The following is a 15,064-nucleotide window of genomic DNA, read 5'->3' on the forward strand; positions in this document are numbered from 1 at the left end:
AGCACAGCAGAAGGCGCCCCCTGCAGATGCTCGAAATTGCCTGTGTACGACTTCGTCTACGTCGAAGTGGTGTTCACGCCCCTGCCACGGAACACCTTTAAGAGCAAACAGCTATAAGACCGTGCGTCGCACAGTTTATGCATATCGGTCGCGTCGCCCGCAACCGGATACGGCGTTTCGCTCACAGACGCGCCCCGGCGTATATCGCGGAGCGCGGTTCGGCCTCGGCCACAGCGGAAAACACTCCCGGGTCCTACGTCCGTCACCGCGCGATCCACCGCCCCATCCGGGCAACGGACGTCGATGGACCGGCCGTCGCACGGTACAGCGACCACCGGGCACGGCCTCTCGAATCAGTCCAGTGACCTAAAGGTGGCTCTGTACGAGAGGTCCAGTGACCGGGATCCTCGCTGTATGATCAGACGTCTCACCGCCCTGTTCGCCGGTCTCTGGCTGTACGGCTTCTCGATGGCCATGATGATCCGTGCCGCAGTGGGTTTGGACCCGTGGGATGTTTTCCACCAAGGGGTCACCCGGCAGGTGCCGATGAGCTTCGGCACGGTGACCGCATTGACCGGTGTGGTGGTGCTACTGGCCTGGATTCCGCTGCGCCAGTGGCCCGGAGTGGGCACCGTGAGCAATGTGGTCCTCGTCGCCGTATCCGTCGACGTCGGTTTGTCGATAATCCCGGAGTGGGAGTCGATACCCGTCCGGCTGAGCGCGATGGTGCTCGCGGTCGTACTGAACGCGCTGGCCAGCGTGCTCTACATAGGCGCAGGACTCGGACCGGGCCCGCGCGACGGACTGATGACCGGTCTGGTCCGGCGGACCGGGTGGTCCATCCGGCTGGTGCGGACCGCCCTCGAGCTATCGGTGCTGACGACCGGCTGGCTCCTGGGCGGCAGTGTCGGCATCGGGACCGTGATCTACGCCGTCGCCATCGGGCCGCTCATCCAGCTCATGGTTCCGCTGGTCGCGGGACGGCTACCCGGATTCGACACCGCGCCGGAGACGGAGACGGCCGCCGAGGTACCGGGCCGGATCGGACACGACGACGGGCCGGTCCGGTCGAACGTGTGACCGGAACACCGGCTCGCTATCCGGCACGCCGGCCGGCACTGCCATAACGCCGAGTGGGCGACGCCGGAGCCCGGCGTCGCCCACTCGTGTACCGCCTCAGTCGCGGAAGGCGTCCTTGACCTTCTCCCCCGCGTCCTTGAGGTTGGACTTGACCTGGTCGGCCTTGCCCTCGTTCTTCTTGTCCTCGTCGCCGGTGGCCTCCCCGAGCTTTTCCTTGGCCTGACCGGCGAGATCTTCGGCCTTGTTGTTGAACTTGTCCGTAGCACTCATCGCCTGACCCTTCTCTTCGGGTGCGCCCGGCCTGTTGTCCGGCCGGTCGTGGGGGCGAATAGCCAGCGGACGCGGTTTCAAACAGCTCACCGGAAACCATTCCTGGAGCCCACCACGGGACCGCCGGGTGAGTGCACAGTCGAGCGGTTGTGGGCGGGTTCTCCAGCCGTGGCGGCGGACTACTCGCCCGTAGCGTCGCGTATGCCTACGCTCCTCCGATGACAACGGAGTCGGGAACCGTACATCCGTCCACCCGAGCAGATCGGCAGGCCGTGAACGCCACAACCATCGACCCCCTCCCGACCCCGGCCGCGTCCGGCAGACGGCCCGAGGCGATCCATCGTTTCCTCGTCAAACCCGCCGATTCGGGGATCGCGGGCGCGGTGGACGGCGGCAAACTCCTCGAATGGATCGATAAGGTCGCCTACGCCGCGGCGGCCCAGTGGAGCGGGTGTTACTGCGTCACCGCCTACGTGGGCAATATCCACCTCGATCGGCCGATCGCTGTCGGTGAACTGGTCGAACTGCACGCGAAGCTCGTCCATACCGGACGTACGAGCATGCATATCCTGGTCAGCGTCTATTCCACCGACCCGACCCGGCAGAAGCCGGTCCAGATGGCCCAGTGCCTGACCATCTTCGTCGCTGTCGACGACGAACGCCGGACCGTCGCGGTACCGCAGTGGGAACCGTCCACGATCCTCGAACTGCACCGTCACCGGCAGGCCAGGGCGCGCGTCTCGGTCCGGAAGCGAATCGAGGAGGCGATGGCCGCGCAGCGCTACACCGCGGACGGCACCGCGCCGAGCGCGACACTGCGCTTCCTCGCGGCACCGTCGGATATCAACTGGGGCGGCAAGGTCCACGGCGGCCGCACGATGGGATGGATCGACGAGGCCGCCTACGTCTGCGGTGCCGATTGGGCCGGGCAGCATGTGATCACCTCCTACTTCGGCGGGATCCGCTTCTACCGGCCGATCGTCATCGGTCATATCGTGGAGGCCACCGCACGGCTGATCCATACCGGTCCGCGCAGTATGCACATCAGTGTGCACGTGACGTCGACCGATCCGCACTCCGACGAGCCCGCACTCGCCGCCCACGGTCTGGCGGTGGTGGTAGCGGTGGACGCCAACGGGAAAGCTCGCCCGATCGAGCAGTGGACACCGGTCTCCGACGAGGACCGCTCGCTGGCCGCCCACGCTCGCCACCTGGTCGATCTGCGCGCAGAGGCCGAACCGTTCGCCACCGCGGCCGATCTGCCCGCCGATGCCGAGCCCAGCCATTTTCGCATCCCGATTCCGGGCTGAGCCGGAACGGACGATTCCCCGGGCCCAGCACTGCCACGGCATTCGGGTGAGTGGGCGCTCTCGCCGCCGGCGTGCGACAGCCGGACTCGGTGAAGTGGCTGCCCCGCCTGCGAACATCATCGTGGATGCCGTACTCGAACCAGAACTCGGCCTGAACCCGCTGCACGTTGCGACAATCCAGGCCGGCGTCACCGGCGTCCGACCCACCTACAGATAGTTATCCAGCACAGACTCACGCGGGTGCCGCGGCAGTACCAGGGGCCCCTTCCGATCCGTAGGTCGTTCCACCGGCGCCGCCGGAAACCGGCTGGGCGATACCGTGCTTCAGCAGCGGGACGATCGTGGTACGTACGAAGGCGCGCGCGGCGTCGGGGTCGGTGAAATCGACACCGCCGACCCCGGGCGTGAGCATGAGTGAATGCGCGAGCCGGGCTACGAGTTCGGCCACGGGCCGCGGATCGTAGCGGTCGACCAGACCGGCGGACTGGGCGTGGGTGAGCATATCGACGATGTAGTCGATACCGATGGCGACCAATCGTTGGCCCTGCACGGTGTAGAAACCGAGCGCTTCCTCCGGTGCGACTCGCAACAGTTGGGTGACCAGGCGGTGGATCCGGGTCTGCAACAGCACATGCAGCATCGTCTCCTCGATCTGGGTTTCCACGCTCGTAGCGGTGGCGGCGATCGCGGTGACCTCGGCCAGCATGCGCTGGGTCTCCCGCTCCAGCACCGCCTCGACGAGGTTGTCCTTCCCGGCGAAGCGACGATGGATGGTGATCCGGTTGATCCCGGCCCGCCGCGCGATATCCTCGAGGCCGGCGCGCCTGATCCCGACCTGCAGGATCCTCGCCAACGCGGCATCCATGATCGCTTCGTCGACACTGTCACCGCTGTTCGCCATGTAACCAATATACAAATTTTGTTACATAGAAGTGGGCAGTCGCCACCGAGCCCCGCGCAACTACCGAACGCCTGGCCGCGCCGGTCGGTCAACGCGCGAGCCGCCGGTTGGTGACCCGCAGTTGCCGAGCGGTCGCCACGGCCAGCGAACGTGTCTGGGGCAGGGTCAACGGTCCGCACAAACTGTCCCAGTGCAGTGCGACCAGCTGTCCCGGAGCCGCCTCGGGCACGGCGGAGAATCCGCCTTCCCATACGCGTACCGGCACCGACTCGGGCGACCCCAGGAACAACCGGCTTCCGGCGAAGCGCAGCCGGCGGCGCAGCACGGTCAGTTCGTTGCCGCGCCTGGCCGTGACTGTGCCCCAGCTGATCCGGCAGCTGTCGAGCACCCGAATCGGCTGGTCCCCGCCACGACCGAGCAGACGGGTCCACGGGTAGATGCCGAATACGTGGAAGCAGTGATCGGCCGCCGCCTCGCCCGCCAGCGCATCCTGGGTGAGGTACTTCCAATAATTCCCGGTGGCCGGGCCGATCACGGTCAGCAGCTCCGTGACGAAGGCGGACGGATCCAGCTCCGCCCCGACTCCCCCACCCAGCCAGTACGACTCGACGAGCCGATGATCGAGCGGATCGGCGATCCCGGTCATCCGCGACATCACCTGGAGATAGGGCCAGGCTCCGGTGAAATGACGTGCTGCGGCCCGCACCCGCTCGCCGGACTCCGCACGCAGGTCGGACGTCTCGGCGGGGCCGCAATAGCCGAGCCGGTGGGGTGCGTAGGCGAACCGGGCGAACATCTCGGTTCCCCGGGTGGTGACCGCGTTCGCGCTCACGGTTCCACCGGCAATCCGCGCCGCCACCGTTGTTCGACATCGGCGAAACGCCAGACCGCGACAGCGCCGGCCCAGGTCAGCACGAAGAGGCCGACGATGATGAACCCCATCGCGCCCAGATCGAGCGATCCGATCCAGGCGAGCGGACCCGAGGTGAGGTCCAGTTTCTCGGTCATGATCGAGATGATCTCCTGCGCCCCGATCAGCAGAGCCACCGCGACCGACAGACCGGTGACCACGAAGTTGTAGTAGATCTTGCGCACCGGCCCCGCGAACGCCCAGCCGTAGGCGTAGTTCATGAAGGTCCCGTCCAGCGCGTCGAACAGCGACATCCCTGCCGAGAACAGCACGGGCAGGACGAGAATCGCGTACCAGGGCAGATCGGTGGCCGCCGCGCCGCCGGCGATGACCAGCAGACCCACCTCGGTCACGGTGTCGAAGCCCAATCCGAACAGCAACCCGACCGGGTACATCTGCCAGGGTTCGCGTACCGCCCGCATCAGCGGCCCGAACACCCGGTTGAGCGCGCCGCGATCGTCGAGCCGGCGTTCGAGTTCGGCTTCGTCGTACCGGCCGCCGCGCATCCCGCGGAACACTCGCCAGATCCCGATCAGCGATACCAGGTTCAGCAATCCGATCAGGATGAGGAAGGTGCCCGATACGCCGGTGCCGAAAACGCCGGTCCACTGCTGCAATCGCGAATTGTCGTCCCGCAGATTGACCGCGAGCGCTTTGACGCCGGCCGCCAGTAATGCCACCAGGGCGAAGACGATGGTCGAGTGCCCGAGGGAGAACCAGAACCCTACCGAGAGCGGCCGCTTGTTCTCGGCGACCAGTTTTCGGGTCGTGTTGTCGATGGCGGCGATATGGTCGGCGTCGAACGCGTGCCGCATGCCCAGGGTGTAGGCCGTGATCCCGAGCCCGGTGCCGAAGACGGCGCCGTCCACGAGATAGCCGCCGGGCACCACCAGCATCAGCAGCGTCGCGAAACCGAGCACGTGCAGCGCCACGATCGTGAAACTCATCCCGGTGACGCTGCGCCGCTGCGCCTGGTCCAGCTCCGACCATCCCCGCCGTAGAGCCGCCGCCGATATCCGCACCGTCGGATACCTCGTTCCTTCCGGGCGGCGGTCCGACCGGACCCGCCGCGTAAACAGATCCGCGTCAACAGATCCGCGGCAACTGCTCTCCGGCGGGCAGATCGACCACCCGGGTGCCGCCGAGCGCGGTGCGCGCCACCACCATTCCCGGGTGCTCCTCGACACAGGTGCCGATCACCGCCGCCCGCGCCCCGAGCGGATGCGCGCGCATCACCTGCAGTACCCGTTCCGCGTCCGCCGACGGTACGAACGCGACCAATTTGCCCTCGTTGGCCACATACATCGGGTCCAGGCCGAGCAGCCCGCAGGCATCGCGTACCGCGGCAGGTACCGGTAGCGCTGTCTCGTCCAGCGCGATGCCGATCCCGGCGGATCGGGCGATCTCGTTCAGGGTCGCGGCCACCCCACCGCGCGTCGGATCGCGCAACACGTGCACATCCGCACCGGTTTCCAGCATCACCGACACCAGTCCGCCCAGCGGGGCGGTATCGCTGAGGACGGTCGTCCCGAATTGCAATCCTTCCCGGCAACTCATCACCGCGATCCCGTGCACGCCTATATCGCCGCTCACAATGACGATATCGCCGGGTGCCGCCCGCTCGGGCCGGATATCGACCCCCTCGGCCAGCACACCGATACCGGCGGTGTTGATGAAGATCCCGTCACCGTGCCCGGCATCGACGACCTTGGTATCGCCGGTCACCAGCGAGACCCCGGCTGCCGACGCGGCGGTGCCGAGCGCCTCGGCCACATGGGCGATCTCGGACAGGGCGGTCCCCTCCTCGAGAATGAACGCGGTGGACAGCACCAGGGGGCGCGCACCGGCCATCGCGAGATCGTTCACGGTGCCGTTCACCGCCAGCTCACCGATCGAACCGCCCGGGAAAACCAACGGTTTCACAACAAAGGAGTCGGTGGAGAAGGCGAGTCGGGTGCCGCCCACTTCGAGCACCGCGGAATCCCCCATTCCGGCGTCCGCGGCCGCCCCGAAGGCGGGCAGGAACAGGTGCTCGATCAGTTCGCCCGACATGGCACCACCGCCGCCGTGGCCCATCACGATATTCGGCGCATCACGCAACGGCATGGGGCAGACCCAGCCGTCCACGTCGATGGCCGGTGCTGTGGGCATACTCAGATCCTCACGCATGGGCCACCTCCGCGGGCTGGTCCAGGCGGCGGTACAGGTAGTAGGCGGCGCACGCGCCCTCCGAGGACACCATGGTGGCGCCCAGCGGATTGCGCGGGGTGCACTGGGTGCCGAACGCGGCGCATTCGTTCGGTTTGATCAGCCCCTGCAACACTTCGCCGGAGCGGCAGACCGCCGATTCGGCCGCATGTAGTTCGCCGACCGAGAACCGGTGCTCGGCGTCGTAGTCGCGGTAGCGTTCGGAGAGCCGCCACCCGCTGCCCGGTATCATCCCGATACCGCGCCAGGCGCGGTCGGTGACCTCGAAGACATCGTCCAGCATCGCCTTGGCGGCGGGATTCCCGGCATCCGATACCGCGCGCGGATAGGCGTTCTCCATCTCGTGCCGGCCCGCCTCGAGCTGTGCCACCGTGCGGCGGATGCCCTCGAGGATGTCCAGCGGTTCGAAACCGGTGACCACCATGGGAACTCGGTAACGCTGAGCCAGCGGGGGATATTCCTGGGTGCCCATGACCGTGCAGACATGCCCGGCCAGCAGAAATGCCTGCACCCGGCACAGCGGTGATTCCATGATGGCGGCGATCGCCGGGGGCACCAGGACATGCGATACCAGCAGCGAGAAGTTCTCGATACCGAGCCGCTGGGCTTGGTACACCGTCATCGCGTTGGCGGGGGCGGTGGTCTCGAAACCGATCCCGAAGAAGACCACCTGCCGGTCCGGGTTGGCCCTGGCCAGTTCCAGTGCGTCCAGTGGCGAGTAGACCACGCGAACGTCCCCGCCCTCGCTCTTGACGTGGAAGAGATCCTTCTCGCTGCCCGGAACCCGCAACATATCGCCGAACGAGCAGAAGATGACCCCGGGTCGCGCGGCGATCTCGAGCGCCTTGTCGATGACCTCCAGCGGGGTGACACACACCGGGCAGCCCGGACCGTGGATCATCTCGATCTGATCGGGGAGCAATTGGTCGATCCCGTGTCGGATGATCGAATGTGTCTGCCCACCACATACTTCCATGATCGCCCACCGACGGTCGGTGGTGGCGCGGATCCGGTCTAGAAGTTTCTTCGCCAGTTGCGGGTCACTGAATTCGTCCAGATATTTCACGGTTCCTCCTCGGGGTCGCGCCGCCGCGGCGCCTCCGGGTTGTCCTCGCCGGCCTGCGCGGCCGCGACGGCGAAACCATCGGCGAACTCCTCGTTCAGCACGCCGAGGTGCTCGAACTCGGCCAGGGTCCGCAGTGCCGATTCCTCGTCCAGCCGGTTGATGGCGAATCCGACGTGCACGACGACGTAGTCGCCGATCGAGGCATCCGGGATGTACTGCAGGCATACGTCCTTGTGCACGCCGCCGAAATCGACGACCGACATCAGGGTGCCGTCACGCTCCTCGAGGCTGAGCACCTTTCCGGGAACTGCCAGGCACATGATCGTCCTCCTTCTCCGCTCAGCCCGCGGCCACCGCGAGCACCTGTCCGAACGCCAGGCCGCCGTCGTTGGGCGGCAGCCGGTGATGGGTGAGCACGGTGAAACCGTGTTCCCGTAGCAACCGCCGGGTGGCCGACAACAGCAGCGCGTTCTGGAACACACCGCCCGAGAGGGCGACGGTCGTGGCCGGCCCGGTCCGGGCCAGCGCCGAGTCCAGCACCAGCCGCGCGAGAGCGGCGTGGAAACGGGCACCGATCACCGCGGCCGATACCCCGCGCGCGGCATCGGCGACCACCGCCGCGAGCACCGGGCCAGGATCGATCGACGCCGGATCACTGCCGGAATCGACCGCGAATCGATACTCGGCGCCGCCTGTCTCGCCACGCCGGGAGATGCCTTCGAGTTGGATGGCCGCCTGCGCCTCGTAGTCCACGGTGTGCCGGACCCCGGCCAGCGACGCCACCGCGTCGAACAATCGGCCCATGCTCGACGTCGGGACACAACCGAGCCCGGTCTCGAATTGATGGGCGAGTACCGCGCGTTCGGCGGCCGGGCAGGCGCGGACCGGGGCGATCGCGGGCGACCAGTCGATCCCCGCCGCCCAGAGATGCGCCAACGCCATTCGATACGGCCGGCGCACGCTCACGTCGCCACCGGCGAGCGGCACATACTTCAGATGAGCCAATCGCCGGTAACCCTTGTATCCGGCGGCGAGGATCTCACCGCCCCAGACGGCTCCGTCGGGACCGAACCCGGTGCCGTCGAAGGCGAATCCCAGCACCGTCTCGTCCGCGCCGAGCCCGTGCTCCCCCATCACGGCGGCGATATGCGCGTGGTGGTGCTGCACGGTGTGCACCGGGCGGTCGTTCGCGTTGCGGCGTGCCCATTCGGTGGAGCGGTAGCCCGGGTGCGTATCCGCGGCGAGCTGAACGGGATGCACGCCGGTGAGCTCCCGGAGGTGTCGTTCGGTGGCATCGAAGGCCCGCAGGGTCGCCAGATCGTCCATATCGCCGATGTGTTGACTCAGCCAGGCGTACCGGCCGTCGGCGACCGCGCAGACGGTCTTCAGATCGGCACCCACCGCCAGCGTCGGCGCGACGGGTACCGGGAGTGCGAGCGGCAGCGGTGCGTATCCACGCGAACGGCGCACCGGCGATTCGGCGCCGTCGACCACGCGTACCACCGAATCGTCGCAGGGCACCAGGATCCTGCGGTTGTGCCACAACCACCCGTCGGCCAGCCCGGCCAGCCGTTCCCCGGCGTCCATATCGTCGTAGCAGATCGGTTCGCTGCTGCGGTTACCGGAGGTCATCACCAGGACATCGGGCCCGGCCGGGTCGCCGGGGAGGCCGAACAGCAGCGTGTGCAGCGGGGTGTAGGCCACGAGCACACCCAGATCCGGATTGTCCGGCGCGACAGAGGTTGCCACCCGCCGCTCACCGCGTGGCAGCAGGACGATGGGACGCTGCGGCCCGGTCAGCAGCGCGGCGGCCGCGTCGTCGACGACGGTGATCCGGCGGGCCGTCGCGAGATCGGGCACCATCACGGCGAAAGGTTTGCCCCCGCGGCGTTTCCGGTGGCGCAGCTCGGCCACCGCGGTCTCGTTCGCCGCATCGCAGGCCAGGTGGTATCCGCCGATCCCCTTGACCGCGAGGATTCCCCCCGACCGCAGCAGTTCACGGGCAGCGGCCAGTGGCTCACCCCCACCCGGCCCGGTGTAGAACAGGCTCGGACCGCAGTCGGGGCAGGCGATGGGCTGGGCATGGAAACGGCGGTCGGCGGGATCACGGTATTCGCGAGCGCACCGCTCGCACATGGGAAAGTCGGCCATCGAGGTATTCGCCCGGTCGTAGGGCAGAGCCGCGATGATGGTGAATCGGGGGCCGCAGTCGGTGCAGTTGACGAACGGGTGCCGGTAGCGGCGGTCGGCGGGGTCGCGCAGTTCGGCGGCGCACGCGGGGCAGAGGGCAATATCCGGTGAGGCGAGGGTGCGGCCGGTGCCGCCGGTCGTATCGGCGATATGGAATCCGGTTCCCCCGCGGACCGCGATCTCGGTCCGCTCGATCGATTCGATCACGGCCAGCGGCGGCGGGGAGCACCGCAGGCGCGTCTCGAATTCCGCGAGATCGACGGTTCTCCCCTCGGTTTCGATGACGACGCCACAGCTGTCGTTGGACACCCGGCCGCTCAGCGCCAGTTCCGCGGCGGTGGTGTAGACGAACGGCCGGAAGCCCACGCCCTGAACTACGCCGCGCACCACGAACCGTCGTCGCGACCGGTCGGCGGTCACGGCTGCTCACCGCTCCCGAGCAGGCGCAGCCCGGCCATCGCCTCGGCCGCGCCCGCCTCGTCGGTCTTCTCGACCACGAATCCCATATGGATGATCACCCACTCCCCCGGCTGCGCCGGATCGTCTTCGAGCAGGCCGATGTTCACCTGGCGCTTCTCACCGGATACATCCACCAGCGCGATCTGACGGTGGTATCCGTCGGGTATCTCGACGACCCGGCCGGGAATACCTAGACACATGGTCATACCTCCTGACGAGGTCGCAGCAGTTCGGCGACCACCCGGCGCACCGCTTGCGCGGCCGCGTCCACCGCGTCCGCGACCGGAGCGGACAGGCCGATCCGCTCGTCCACCGACTCGACCTGGCATCCGACGATCACGGTCGGGGGTACCGTGCCACCCAGCGCGCGGACACCGGCGAAAACCGCGGCCGGGTCCATCGCGTGCGCGTCGAGTGCTCCGGTGGTGGCGTCGCCGGTCTCGGCCCGCAGCACCTCCACCCGTCCGGGTATGCCGCGATCGGGTACCGCGTCGATCAGAATCAGCGCGTCCCAGCCGTCGAGCAGGTCGTAGGCCAGGTGCATCCCGCGGATGCCGTAGTCCGTCACGCGCACACCGGGGGCGGGGAGGTCCGGCAACCGCCGCACCACCTCGGGCCCGAAGCCGTCGTCGCCGAGGAAGATATTGCCGATCCCGGCGATCAGCACGGTATCCGTCGACTCACCCCTCCCCTTCGGTCGGCGCTGTCGCCCCGCCGACTCTCTTGTCGTCCACCTGCCCGGTCGCCGTCTCGTCCGCGTCGTTCGCGGTGGCTTTACGGTCGTCGTAGGGCGGAACGGGTGGTTCGCTGCCGGGGGCCGGTTCCGAGGTGAACTCGGCCTCCCGCTCGGCGGCTTCGCCGGGCACGGAGGTCGTCTCCTCGTGACCGAGATCGCCCGCCTCGCGGTCGGTCGCTCCGGCCGCCGCGGTATCCGCGCCGGTATCACGCGAGCCCGGCTCGCCGCGTGCCTCCTGAGGTTCTTCTCCGGGGTCCTGCATCATGTCTCCTTTCGATCCGCCACTACATATGCCGGATCCTCAGATATCTCCGGAGGTCCGGTACCGACCGGACGCCGAGATAGACACCGGCGGCCGCCAGTACCGCCGCCACCGCTGTCGCGATCACTCCCACCGTCTGCATCACGAGCTTCCTTTCACTTCTCGGAACCGTTGTCGATCGGTTCCAGTTCGTCGGGCGCGAAATAGAGGTATCGGCCGAACCATTCGTGCAGTTCGGCTGCCGGATCGTCGTCCAGTACGACACCGACGTGCGATTCCCCGTCCACGTCCTGGTGTACCGAGACGACACGAGCTGCCGCGCCGTCGACGAACAGATCCTGGGCGTCGGCCCGGCGGGACGGGTGCAGGCGGACCCGGCTACCCCGGCGCACCAGTACGCCCGCCACGGGAACCGCGTCGGAATCCGGACGGACGGCGCTGTCGGCCACCGGGTCCCACCAGTCGAACCCGTCCGGTACCTCGGGTATCGGTCGAGGCGGGTCGGATCCCGGCTCGCGCAGCACACCGTGCAACTGCCGCATCGCTTCCGGCGATGCCGCGTCGCAGCGGTCTACGATCTCGGCCGCACGCGGGTCGGTCGCACGCGCCTGCGCCTTCTCCTCGTCGGTCATCGTCATCACCCGCAGGGTCAGGATCTCGTCGATCTCGGTGGCATCGAACAGATCGCCTTCGCTCTGCTCGGCGATCTCGGGATGGTCGTAGAGGATGATCGGCGAGACCAGGACCAGGCTGTGGTCGCCCGGCGGGCCCGCGAGCACCGGAAAGCACCGGTGTCGATCGCAGTGCTCGACGGCCGGCCCGGCCTCGGCCGGTGGATCCAGCGAGGATACGAACTGTCCGCCCGTGAGCTGTCCGAGGATGTGCGCACCGATCAGCGAGCGGGCGATGGCATCCCGGGGGCCGGTCGCGGGTGGGCCGGTATTGCGGACCTCCGCCGTGAGCCGCAGGAACCGGCCGTCGCGCTCGGCGGCGAGCTCGAACTCGCCCGTGAGCGCCTGCCGGGTTCGCACCAGTTGCCCGACCACCTGTCCCGCGGCGTCTTCGATCTCCTCGGTATCCACGCCACCGGGCACCTTCACCGGTCGAACGAGGGACTCCGCTGCCACCGGCCCCACCACGAGCTCCTGTGGGACGGCCTCGTCCCAGGACAGCCACGATCGCGCACCAGTGGAAAGTTCGGCGCGCGGGCGGCCGTCGCTGTCGACCACCTGCCGGTGCTGGAGCTGGAGGAACCGGACAGTCCACGTCAGTACCGGGTACGTCCCCGGATCGAGCAGGAAGCCGGCCGATAGCGAGGGCTCCTCGCCGAACCCGTCTGTGGCCGCCGACGGAGGTCCCAGGACGCCGAACTGCCAGCGCGACATGTTCTTACGCGCGTTCGCCCGATAGGGGTAGAGCAGATAGCCCTCGTAGAGCACCGCGTCGGCGACGGCGCGCGCCCGAGCGAGCGGAGCCGCGTTCACGGCGACTCCTCGCTACCTGCCAGTAGCCGGGTCACCGCATCGTCGAACCCGAGCAGCCCGTACCCGGATTTGTAGGCGGCCAGCGCGTCGAGGGTGTCCCGGTGCAAACGGACCCAGCCGGTGTTCGGGAAGTGCGCGGCCATCAGATCCCGCCAGACCGAGACCGGCATATCGAACGTGTCCTCGCGATCCCAGGGAATCTGCTGGATCGCGAAGCCACCGCTGCCTTTGATGAAAACCGTCCCGCTGAACAGGAAGAGCAACGGCACCGCACCGTCGCGCAGCGCGTGCAGGTATTTCGATCCGGTCACTTCGAAGTCGTAGGTACACGGCATCGGCATATCCACCTCGGCGCCGCCGGAGAAACCGGGAACCATGGTGGCGCAGTGCATCCAGAGGAAGGATCGTTGGGTGTCCCGCCAGCGATCACGCGCACCGAACAGGTCGGTCAGCCCGGCGCCCTCTTCGTCGGAGTAGCGGCGGCGGGACGGCTGGATCCGTACCTGCGCGCGCAGGGCGATGGCGTGCACGGGTTCGTCCGCGAGCGAGGCGATACCGACCCGGGCGGACAGGATCGGCGCTACCGAATAGGGTTGCGGCCCGATCTCGAGGACCGCGAACGTCGTCGAATGCACGGGACTCATACCGCATCCCGTGCCCGGGCCGAGACCGCCGCGAAGAACTCGTCCAGATAGTCCCGCACATCTTGTCCGCCGTCGAAACCACGCCACAGCAGCCGCATCCGGCCGACGAACTCGTAGCACGCGTCGATCGGTAGCAGCAGACAGCTCGCCGCGGCGGTGTCGTCCTTGGGAACGCGGATCAGCAGGGCCTCGACATCGGTCGCGAGCACGTCCAGCTCCGGATGTCGCTCTACGATCGTATTCCACTGCGCCAGTGGGAGTTCCGATTCGGTCGCACCCGCGGGGCCCGGATAGAAGGCCACTGTCCGGCCGGACGCGGAGTTGCGGAAGAGGAAGACGAGGCCCACCGGTATCTCCAAGGCGTCCCACTCCGCCGGTCCGATCGTGAACCCGGGGAAAGCGAGATAGCGCGACGGGACCGCCCGATAACGCAGAGTCGCCTCCCGATCCACGAACAGCAGATAACAGCCGCGGCAGACACACATCAGCTGCCGGCCCTCGATATTCACGACGTGCTGGTGCTCGCCGGCGATGGGATCGGCGCACATCTCACAGCGTTCACCCGCCCGCCGCGCGGGCGGGCGCTCGGCGGTGATCCGCCGCAGCACTCGCAACGGTGTGTTCACCCGGGCACCCCCACCGGCACAGCCACCGACGGTTCACCGGAACGCAGCAGGACCGGGAGCGGTTCGAGGTGACCGTCGCCGTCGATCCGCGCACCCGCCCGGACGATATCGAAATGCGCGCGACACGTCGGGCAGCGCAGTACCGCGTCACCGACCGGGAATCCGGCCCGCCGGTGCAGCGCGGCGCCCGCCAGCGAACGCGCACAGACCGGGCAGTGGTCCCGATAGGCGAAGAGTTGCTCACCCACCCGGCAGGCCAGCACGGTGAGCCCGGAAACGGTGAAACCGCCCACCTCACCGGGAACGAGTTCGGCGAGTTCGGGGACCGCCACCCAGCTGCCCGGCGCACGATCGTTCGACCGCACCCGCGAGAACAGCGAATCGGCGGAGATCGGCGCAGCCGGTTCCGGTTGCGCGGCAACGGCTTCGACAGCCTCGATCTCCGGGGCCGCGGAACGCACCGCGTCTTCCACGGCCAGCTCCAGGGTCACCGACGAGGAGGGGCAGCTGCGGCAACTGCCGGTCAGTTCCAGGCGGACCACCCCGTCGACGATGCCGAGCAGGGCGACGTCGCCGCCGTGTGAACCGAGGTAGGGCCGCACACTGTCGAGCGCGGCCCGCACTCTGGCCTCCACATCGTGCGGATGCAGCCCGTGGACCAGCAGCAGGCTCGCGACCAGATCATCGCGGGCCAGTCGTTCGAGTGTGCCCGCGTCCAGCAGTTCGACCACGCGAGCCAATCCCGCGCCGTACAGATCGACCACTTCGCGCACCAACTGCTCGGCGCGCTCGCGTGCCGTCACACCGCCCGCCGAACTCGCCTCCAGCAGCGTCTCGATCCGGTCGCCCGCCGCACGCCAGCGTTGCTCGTCAGGTGCTGTGCCGTCCTTTTCCTGCGGGGACGCGTCCACGTCACCC

At 68.1% G+C, this 15,064-nt stretch carries 18 protein-coding genes; 2 read left to right on the forward strand and 16 right to left on the reverse strand.

Translation table 11 applies throughout. The features are described 5' to 3' along the window. Positions 1-414: 414 nt before the first annotated feature. Positions 415-1,080, forward strand: coding sequence for a membrane protein YczE (yczE, locus tag OG405_RS12215; protein ID WP_327151748.1), 666 nt, complete (start codon positions 415-417; stop codon positions 1,078-1,080). Positions 1,081-1,176: 96 nt separating this feature from the next. Here the strand turns inward: yczE and OG405_RS12220 are convergent, their stop codons facing one another. After that, positions 1,177-1,350: a CsbD family protein gene (locus OG405_RS12220; RefSeq protein WP_327151749.1), complete on the reverse strand. Its 174-nt coding sequence runs from the start codon at positions 1,348-1,350 to the stop codon at positions 1,177-1,179. Positions 1,351-1,568: 218 nt separating this feature from the next. Between OG405_RS12220 and OG405_RS12225 the strand changes: the two genes are divergently transcribed. Continuing rightward, positions 1,569-2,660 carry an acyl-CoA thioesterase gene (locus OG405_RS12225; RefSeq protein ID WP_327151750.1) on the forward strand — a complete coding sequence of 364 codons (1,092 nt, stop codon included), beginning with the start codon at positions 1,569-1,571 and terminating at the stop codon, positions 2,658-2,660. 232 nt (positions 2,661-2,892) lie between these two features. Here the strand turns inward: OG405_RS12225 and OG405_RS12230 are convergent, their stop codons facing one another. From OG405_RS12230 to OG405_RS12295, 15 genes are all read right to left on the reverse strand, one after another. Next, a complete protein-coding gene (locus tag OG405_RS12230) occupies positions 2,893-3,561 on the reverse strand; it encodes a TetR/AcrR family transcriptional regulator (RefSeq protein ID WP_327151751.1) in 669 nt (222 codons plus the stop codon). Positions 3,562-3,649: 88 nt separating this feature from the next. Then, entirely contained in the window at positions 3,650-4,357 is a 708-nt protein-coding gene (locus tag OG405_RS12235; RefSeq protein ID WP_327152311.1) for a DUF6390 family protein, read from the reverse strand. A 32-nt stretch (positions 4,358-4,389) separates the two neighbouring features. Beyond that, positions 4,390-5,451 carry a HoxN/HupN/NixA family nickel/cobalt transporter gene (locus OG405_RS12240; protein WP_327152312.1) on the reverse strand — a complete coding sequence of 354 codons (1,062 nt, stop codon included), beginning with the start codon at positions 5,449-5,451 and terminating at the stop codon, positions 4,390-4,392. 106 nt (positions 5,452-5,557) lie between these two features. Continuing rightward, the gene (hypE, locus tag OG405_RS12245) at positions 5,558-6,622 is read right to left on the reverse strand and encodes a hydrogenase expression/formation protein HypE (protein WP_327151752.1); all 1,065 of its coding nucleotides are present in this window, start codon (positions 6,620-6,622) and stop codon (positions 5,558-5,560) included. 10 nt (positions 6,623-6,632) lie between these two features. After that, positions 6,633-7,745 carry a hydrogenase formation protein HypD gene (gene hypD / locus OG405_RS12250; protein WP_327151753.1) on the reverse strand — a complete coding sequence of 371 codons (1,113 nt, stop codon included), beginning with the start codon at positions 7,743-7,745 and terminating at the stop codon, positions 6,633-6,635. Beyond that, positions 7,742-8,065: a HypC/HybG/HupF family hydrogenase formation chaperone gene (locus OG405_RS12255; RefSeq protein WP_327151754.1), complete on the reverse strand. Its 324-nt coding sequence runs from the start codon at positions 8,063-8,065 to the stop codon at positions 7,742-7,744. Before OG405_RS12255 ends, hypD begins: the two co-directional genes overlap by 4 nt. A 19-nt stretch (positions 8,066-8,084) precedes the next feature. Further along, positions 8,085-10,355 (reverse strand): carbamoyltransferase HypF, encoded by a 2,271-nt coding sequence (gene hypF, locus OG405_RS12260; protein WP_327151755.1) that lies wholly within the window; start codon positions 10,353-10,355, stop codon positions 8,085-8,087. Continuing rightward, positions 10,352-10,594: a HypC/HybG/HupF family hydrogenase formation chaperone gene (locus OG405_RS12265; protein WP_327152313.1), complete on the reverse strand. Its 243-nt coding sequence runs from the start codon at positions 10,592-10,594 to the stop codon at positions 10,352-10,354. The genes hypF and OG405_RS12265 overlap by 4 nt, the downstream gene beginning before the upstream one ends. 2 nt (positions 10,595-10,596) lie before the next feature. Next, a complete protein-coding gene (locus OG405_RS12270; RefSeq protein ID WP_327151756.1) occupies positions 10,597-11,061 on the reverse strand; it encodes a hydrogenase maturation protease in 465 nt (154 codons plus the stop codon). 13 nt (positions 11,062-11,074) lie between these two features. Further along, positions 11,075-11,395 carry a hypothetical protein gene (locus OG405_RS12275; protein ID WP_327151757.1) on the reverse strand — a complete coding sequence of 107 codons (321 nt, stop codon included), beginning with the start codon at positions 11,393-11,395 and terminating at the stop codon, positions 11,075-11,077. A gap of 19 nt (positions 11,396-11,414) precedes the next feature. Continuing rightward, a complete protein-coding gene (locus OG405_RS29190) occupies positions 11,415-11,534 on the reverse strand; it encodes a DUF6893 family small protein (protein ID WP_442790701.1) in 120 nt (39 codons plus the stop codon). Positions 11,535-11,547: 13 nt separating this feature from the next. After that, on the reverse strand, positions 11,548-12,876 hold the full coding sequence (locus OG405_RS12280; RefSeq protein WP_327151758.1) for a hypothetical protein: 1,329 nt from the start codon (positions 12,874-12,876) through the stop codon (positions 11,548-11,550). After that, complete coding sequence (locus OG405_RS12285; RefSeq protein WP_327151759.1) at positions 12,873-13,520, reverse strand: DUF6084 family protein; 648 nt, start codon at positions 13,518-13,520, stop codon at positions 12,873-12,875. The genes OG405_RS12280 and OG405_RS12285 overlap by 4 nt, the downstream gene beginning before the upstream one ends. Beyond that, positions 13,517-14,146: a DUF5947 family protein gene (locus tag OG405_RS12290; protein WP_327151760.1), complete on the reverse strand. Its 630-nt coding sequence runs from the start codon at positions 14,144-14,146 to the stop codon at positions 13,517-13,519. Before OG405_RS12290 ends, OG405_RS12285 begins: the two co-directional genes overlap by 4 nt. After that, on the reverse strand, positions 14,143-15,057 hold the full coding sequence (locus tag OG405_RS12295) for a NifU family protein (RefSeq protein WP_327151761.1): 915 nt from the start codon (positions 15,055-15,057) through the stop codon (positions 14,143-14,145). Before OG405_RS12295 ends, OG405_RS12290 begins: the two co-directional genes overlap by 4 nt. Positions 15,058-15,064 lie beyond the last annotated feature (7 nt).

It is taken from the genome of Nocardia sp. NBC_01329 (genome assembly GCF_035956715.1).
In the GTDB taxonomy this organism is placed as follows: domain Bacteria; phylum Actinomycetota; class Actinomycetes; order Mycobacteriales; family Mycobacteriaceae; genus Nocardia.

What these genes read in the sequence shown, in the direction of transcription:
- yczE (WP_327151748.1), top strand. Translation starts at nt 415, where the DNA reads ATGATCAGACGTCTCACCGCCCTGTTCGCCGGTCTCTGGCTGTACGGC.
- OG405_RS12220 (WP_327151749.1), bottom strand. Translation starts at nt 1,350, where the DNA reads ATGAGTGCTACGGACAAGTTCAACAACAAGGCCGAAGATCTCGCCGGT.
- OG405_RS12225 (WP_327151750.1), top strand. Translation starts at nt 1,569, where the DNA reads ATGACAACGGAGTCGGGAACCGTACATCCGTCCACCCGAGCAGATCGG.
- OG405_RS12230 (WP_327151751.1), bottom strand. Translation starts at nt 3,561, where the DNA reads ATGGCGAACAGCGGTGACAGTGTCGACGAAGCGATCATGGATGCCGCG.
- OG405_RS12235 (WP_327152311.1), bottom strand. Translation starts at nt 4,357, where the DNA reads ATGTTCGCCCGGTTCGCCTACGCACCCCACCGGCTCGGCTATTGCGGC.
- hypE (WP_327151752.1), bottom strand. Translation starts at nt 6,622, where the DNA reads ATGCCCACAGCACCGGCCATCGACGTGGACGGCTGGGTCTGCCCCATG.
- OG405_RS12255 (WP_327151754.1), bottom strand. Translation starts at nt 8,065, where the DNA reads ATGTGCCTGGCAGTTCCCGGAAAGGTGCTCAGCCTCGAGGAGCGTGAC.
- OG405_RS12265 (WP_327152313.1), bottom strand. Translation starts at nt 10,594, where the DNA reads ATGTGTCTAGGTATTCCCGGCCGGGTCGTCGAGATACCCGACGGATAC.
- OG405_RS12275 (WP_327151757.1), bottom strand. Translation starts at nt 11,395, where the DNA reads ATGATGCAGGACCCCGGAGAAGAACCTCAGGAGGCACGCGGCGAGCCG.
- OG405_RS29190 (WP_442790701.1), bottom strand. Translation starts at nt 11,534, where the DNA reads ATGCAGACGGTGGGAGTGATCGCGACAGCGGTGGCGGCGGTACTGGCG.
- OG405_RS12285 (WP_327151759.1), bottom strand. Translation starts at nt 13,520, where the DNA reads ATGAGTCCCGTGCATTCGACGACGTTCGCGGTCCTCGAGATCGGGCCG.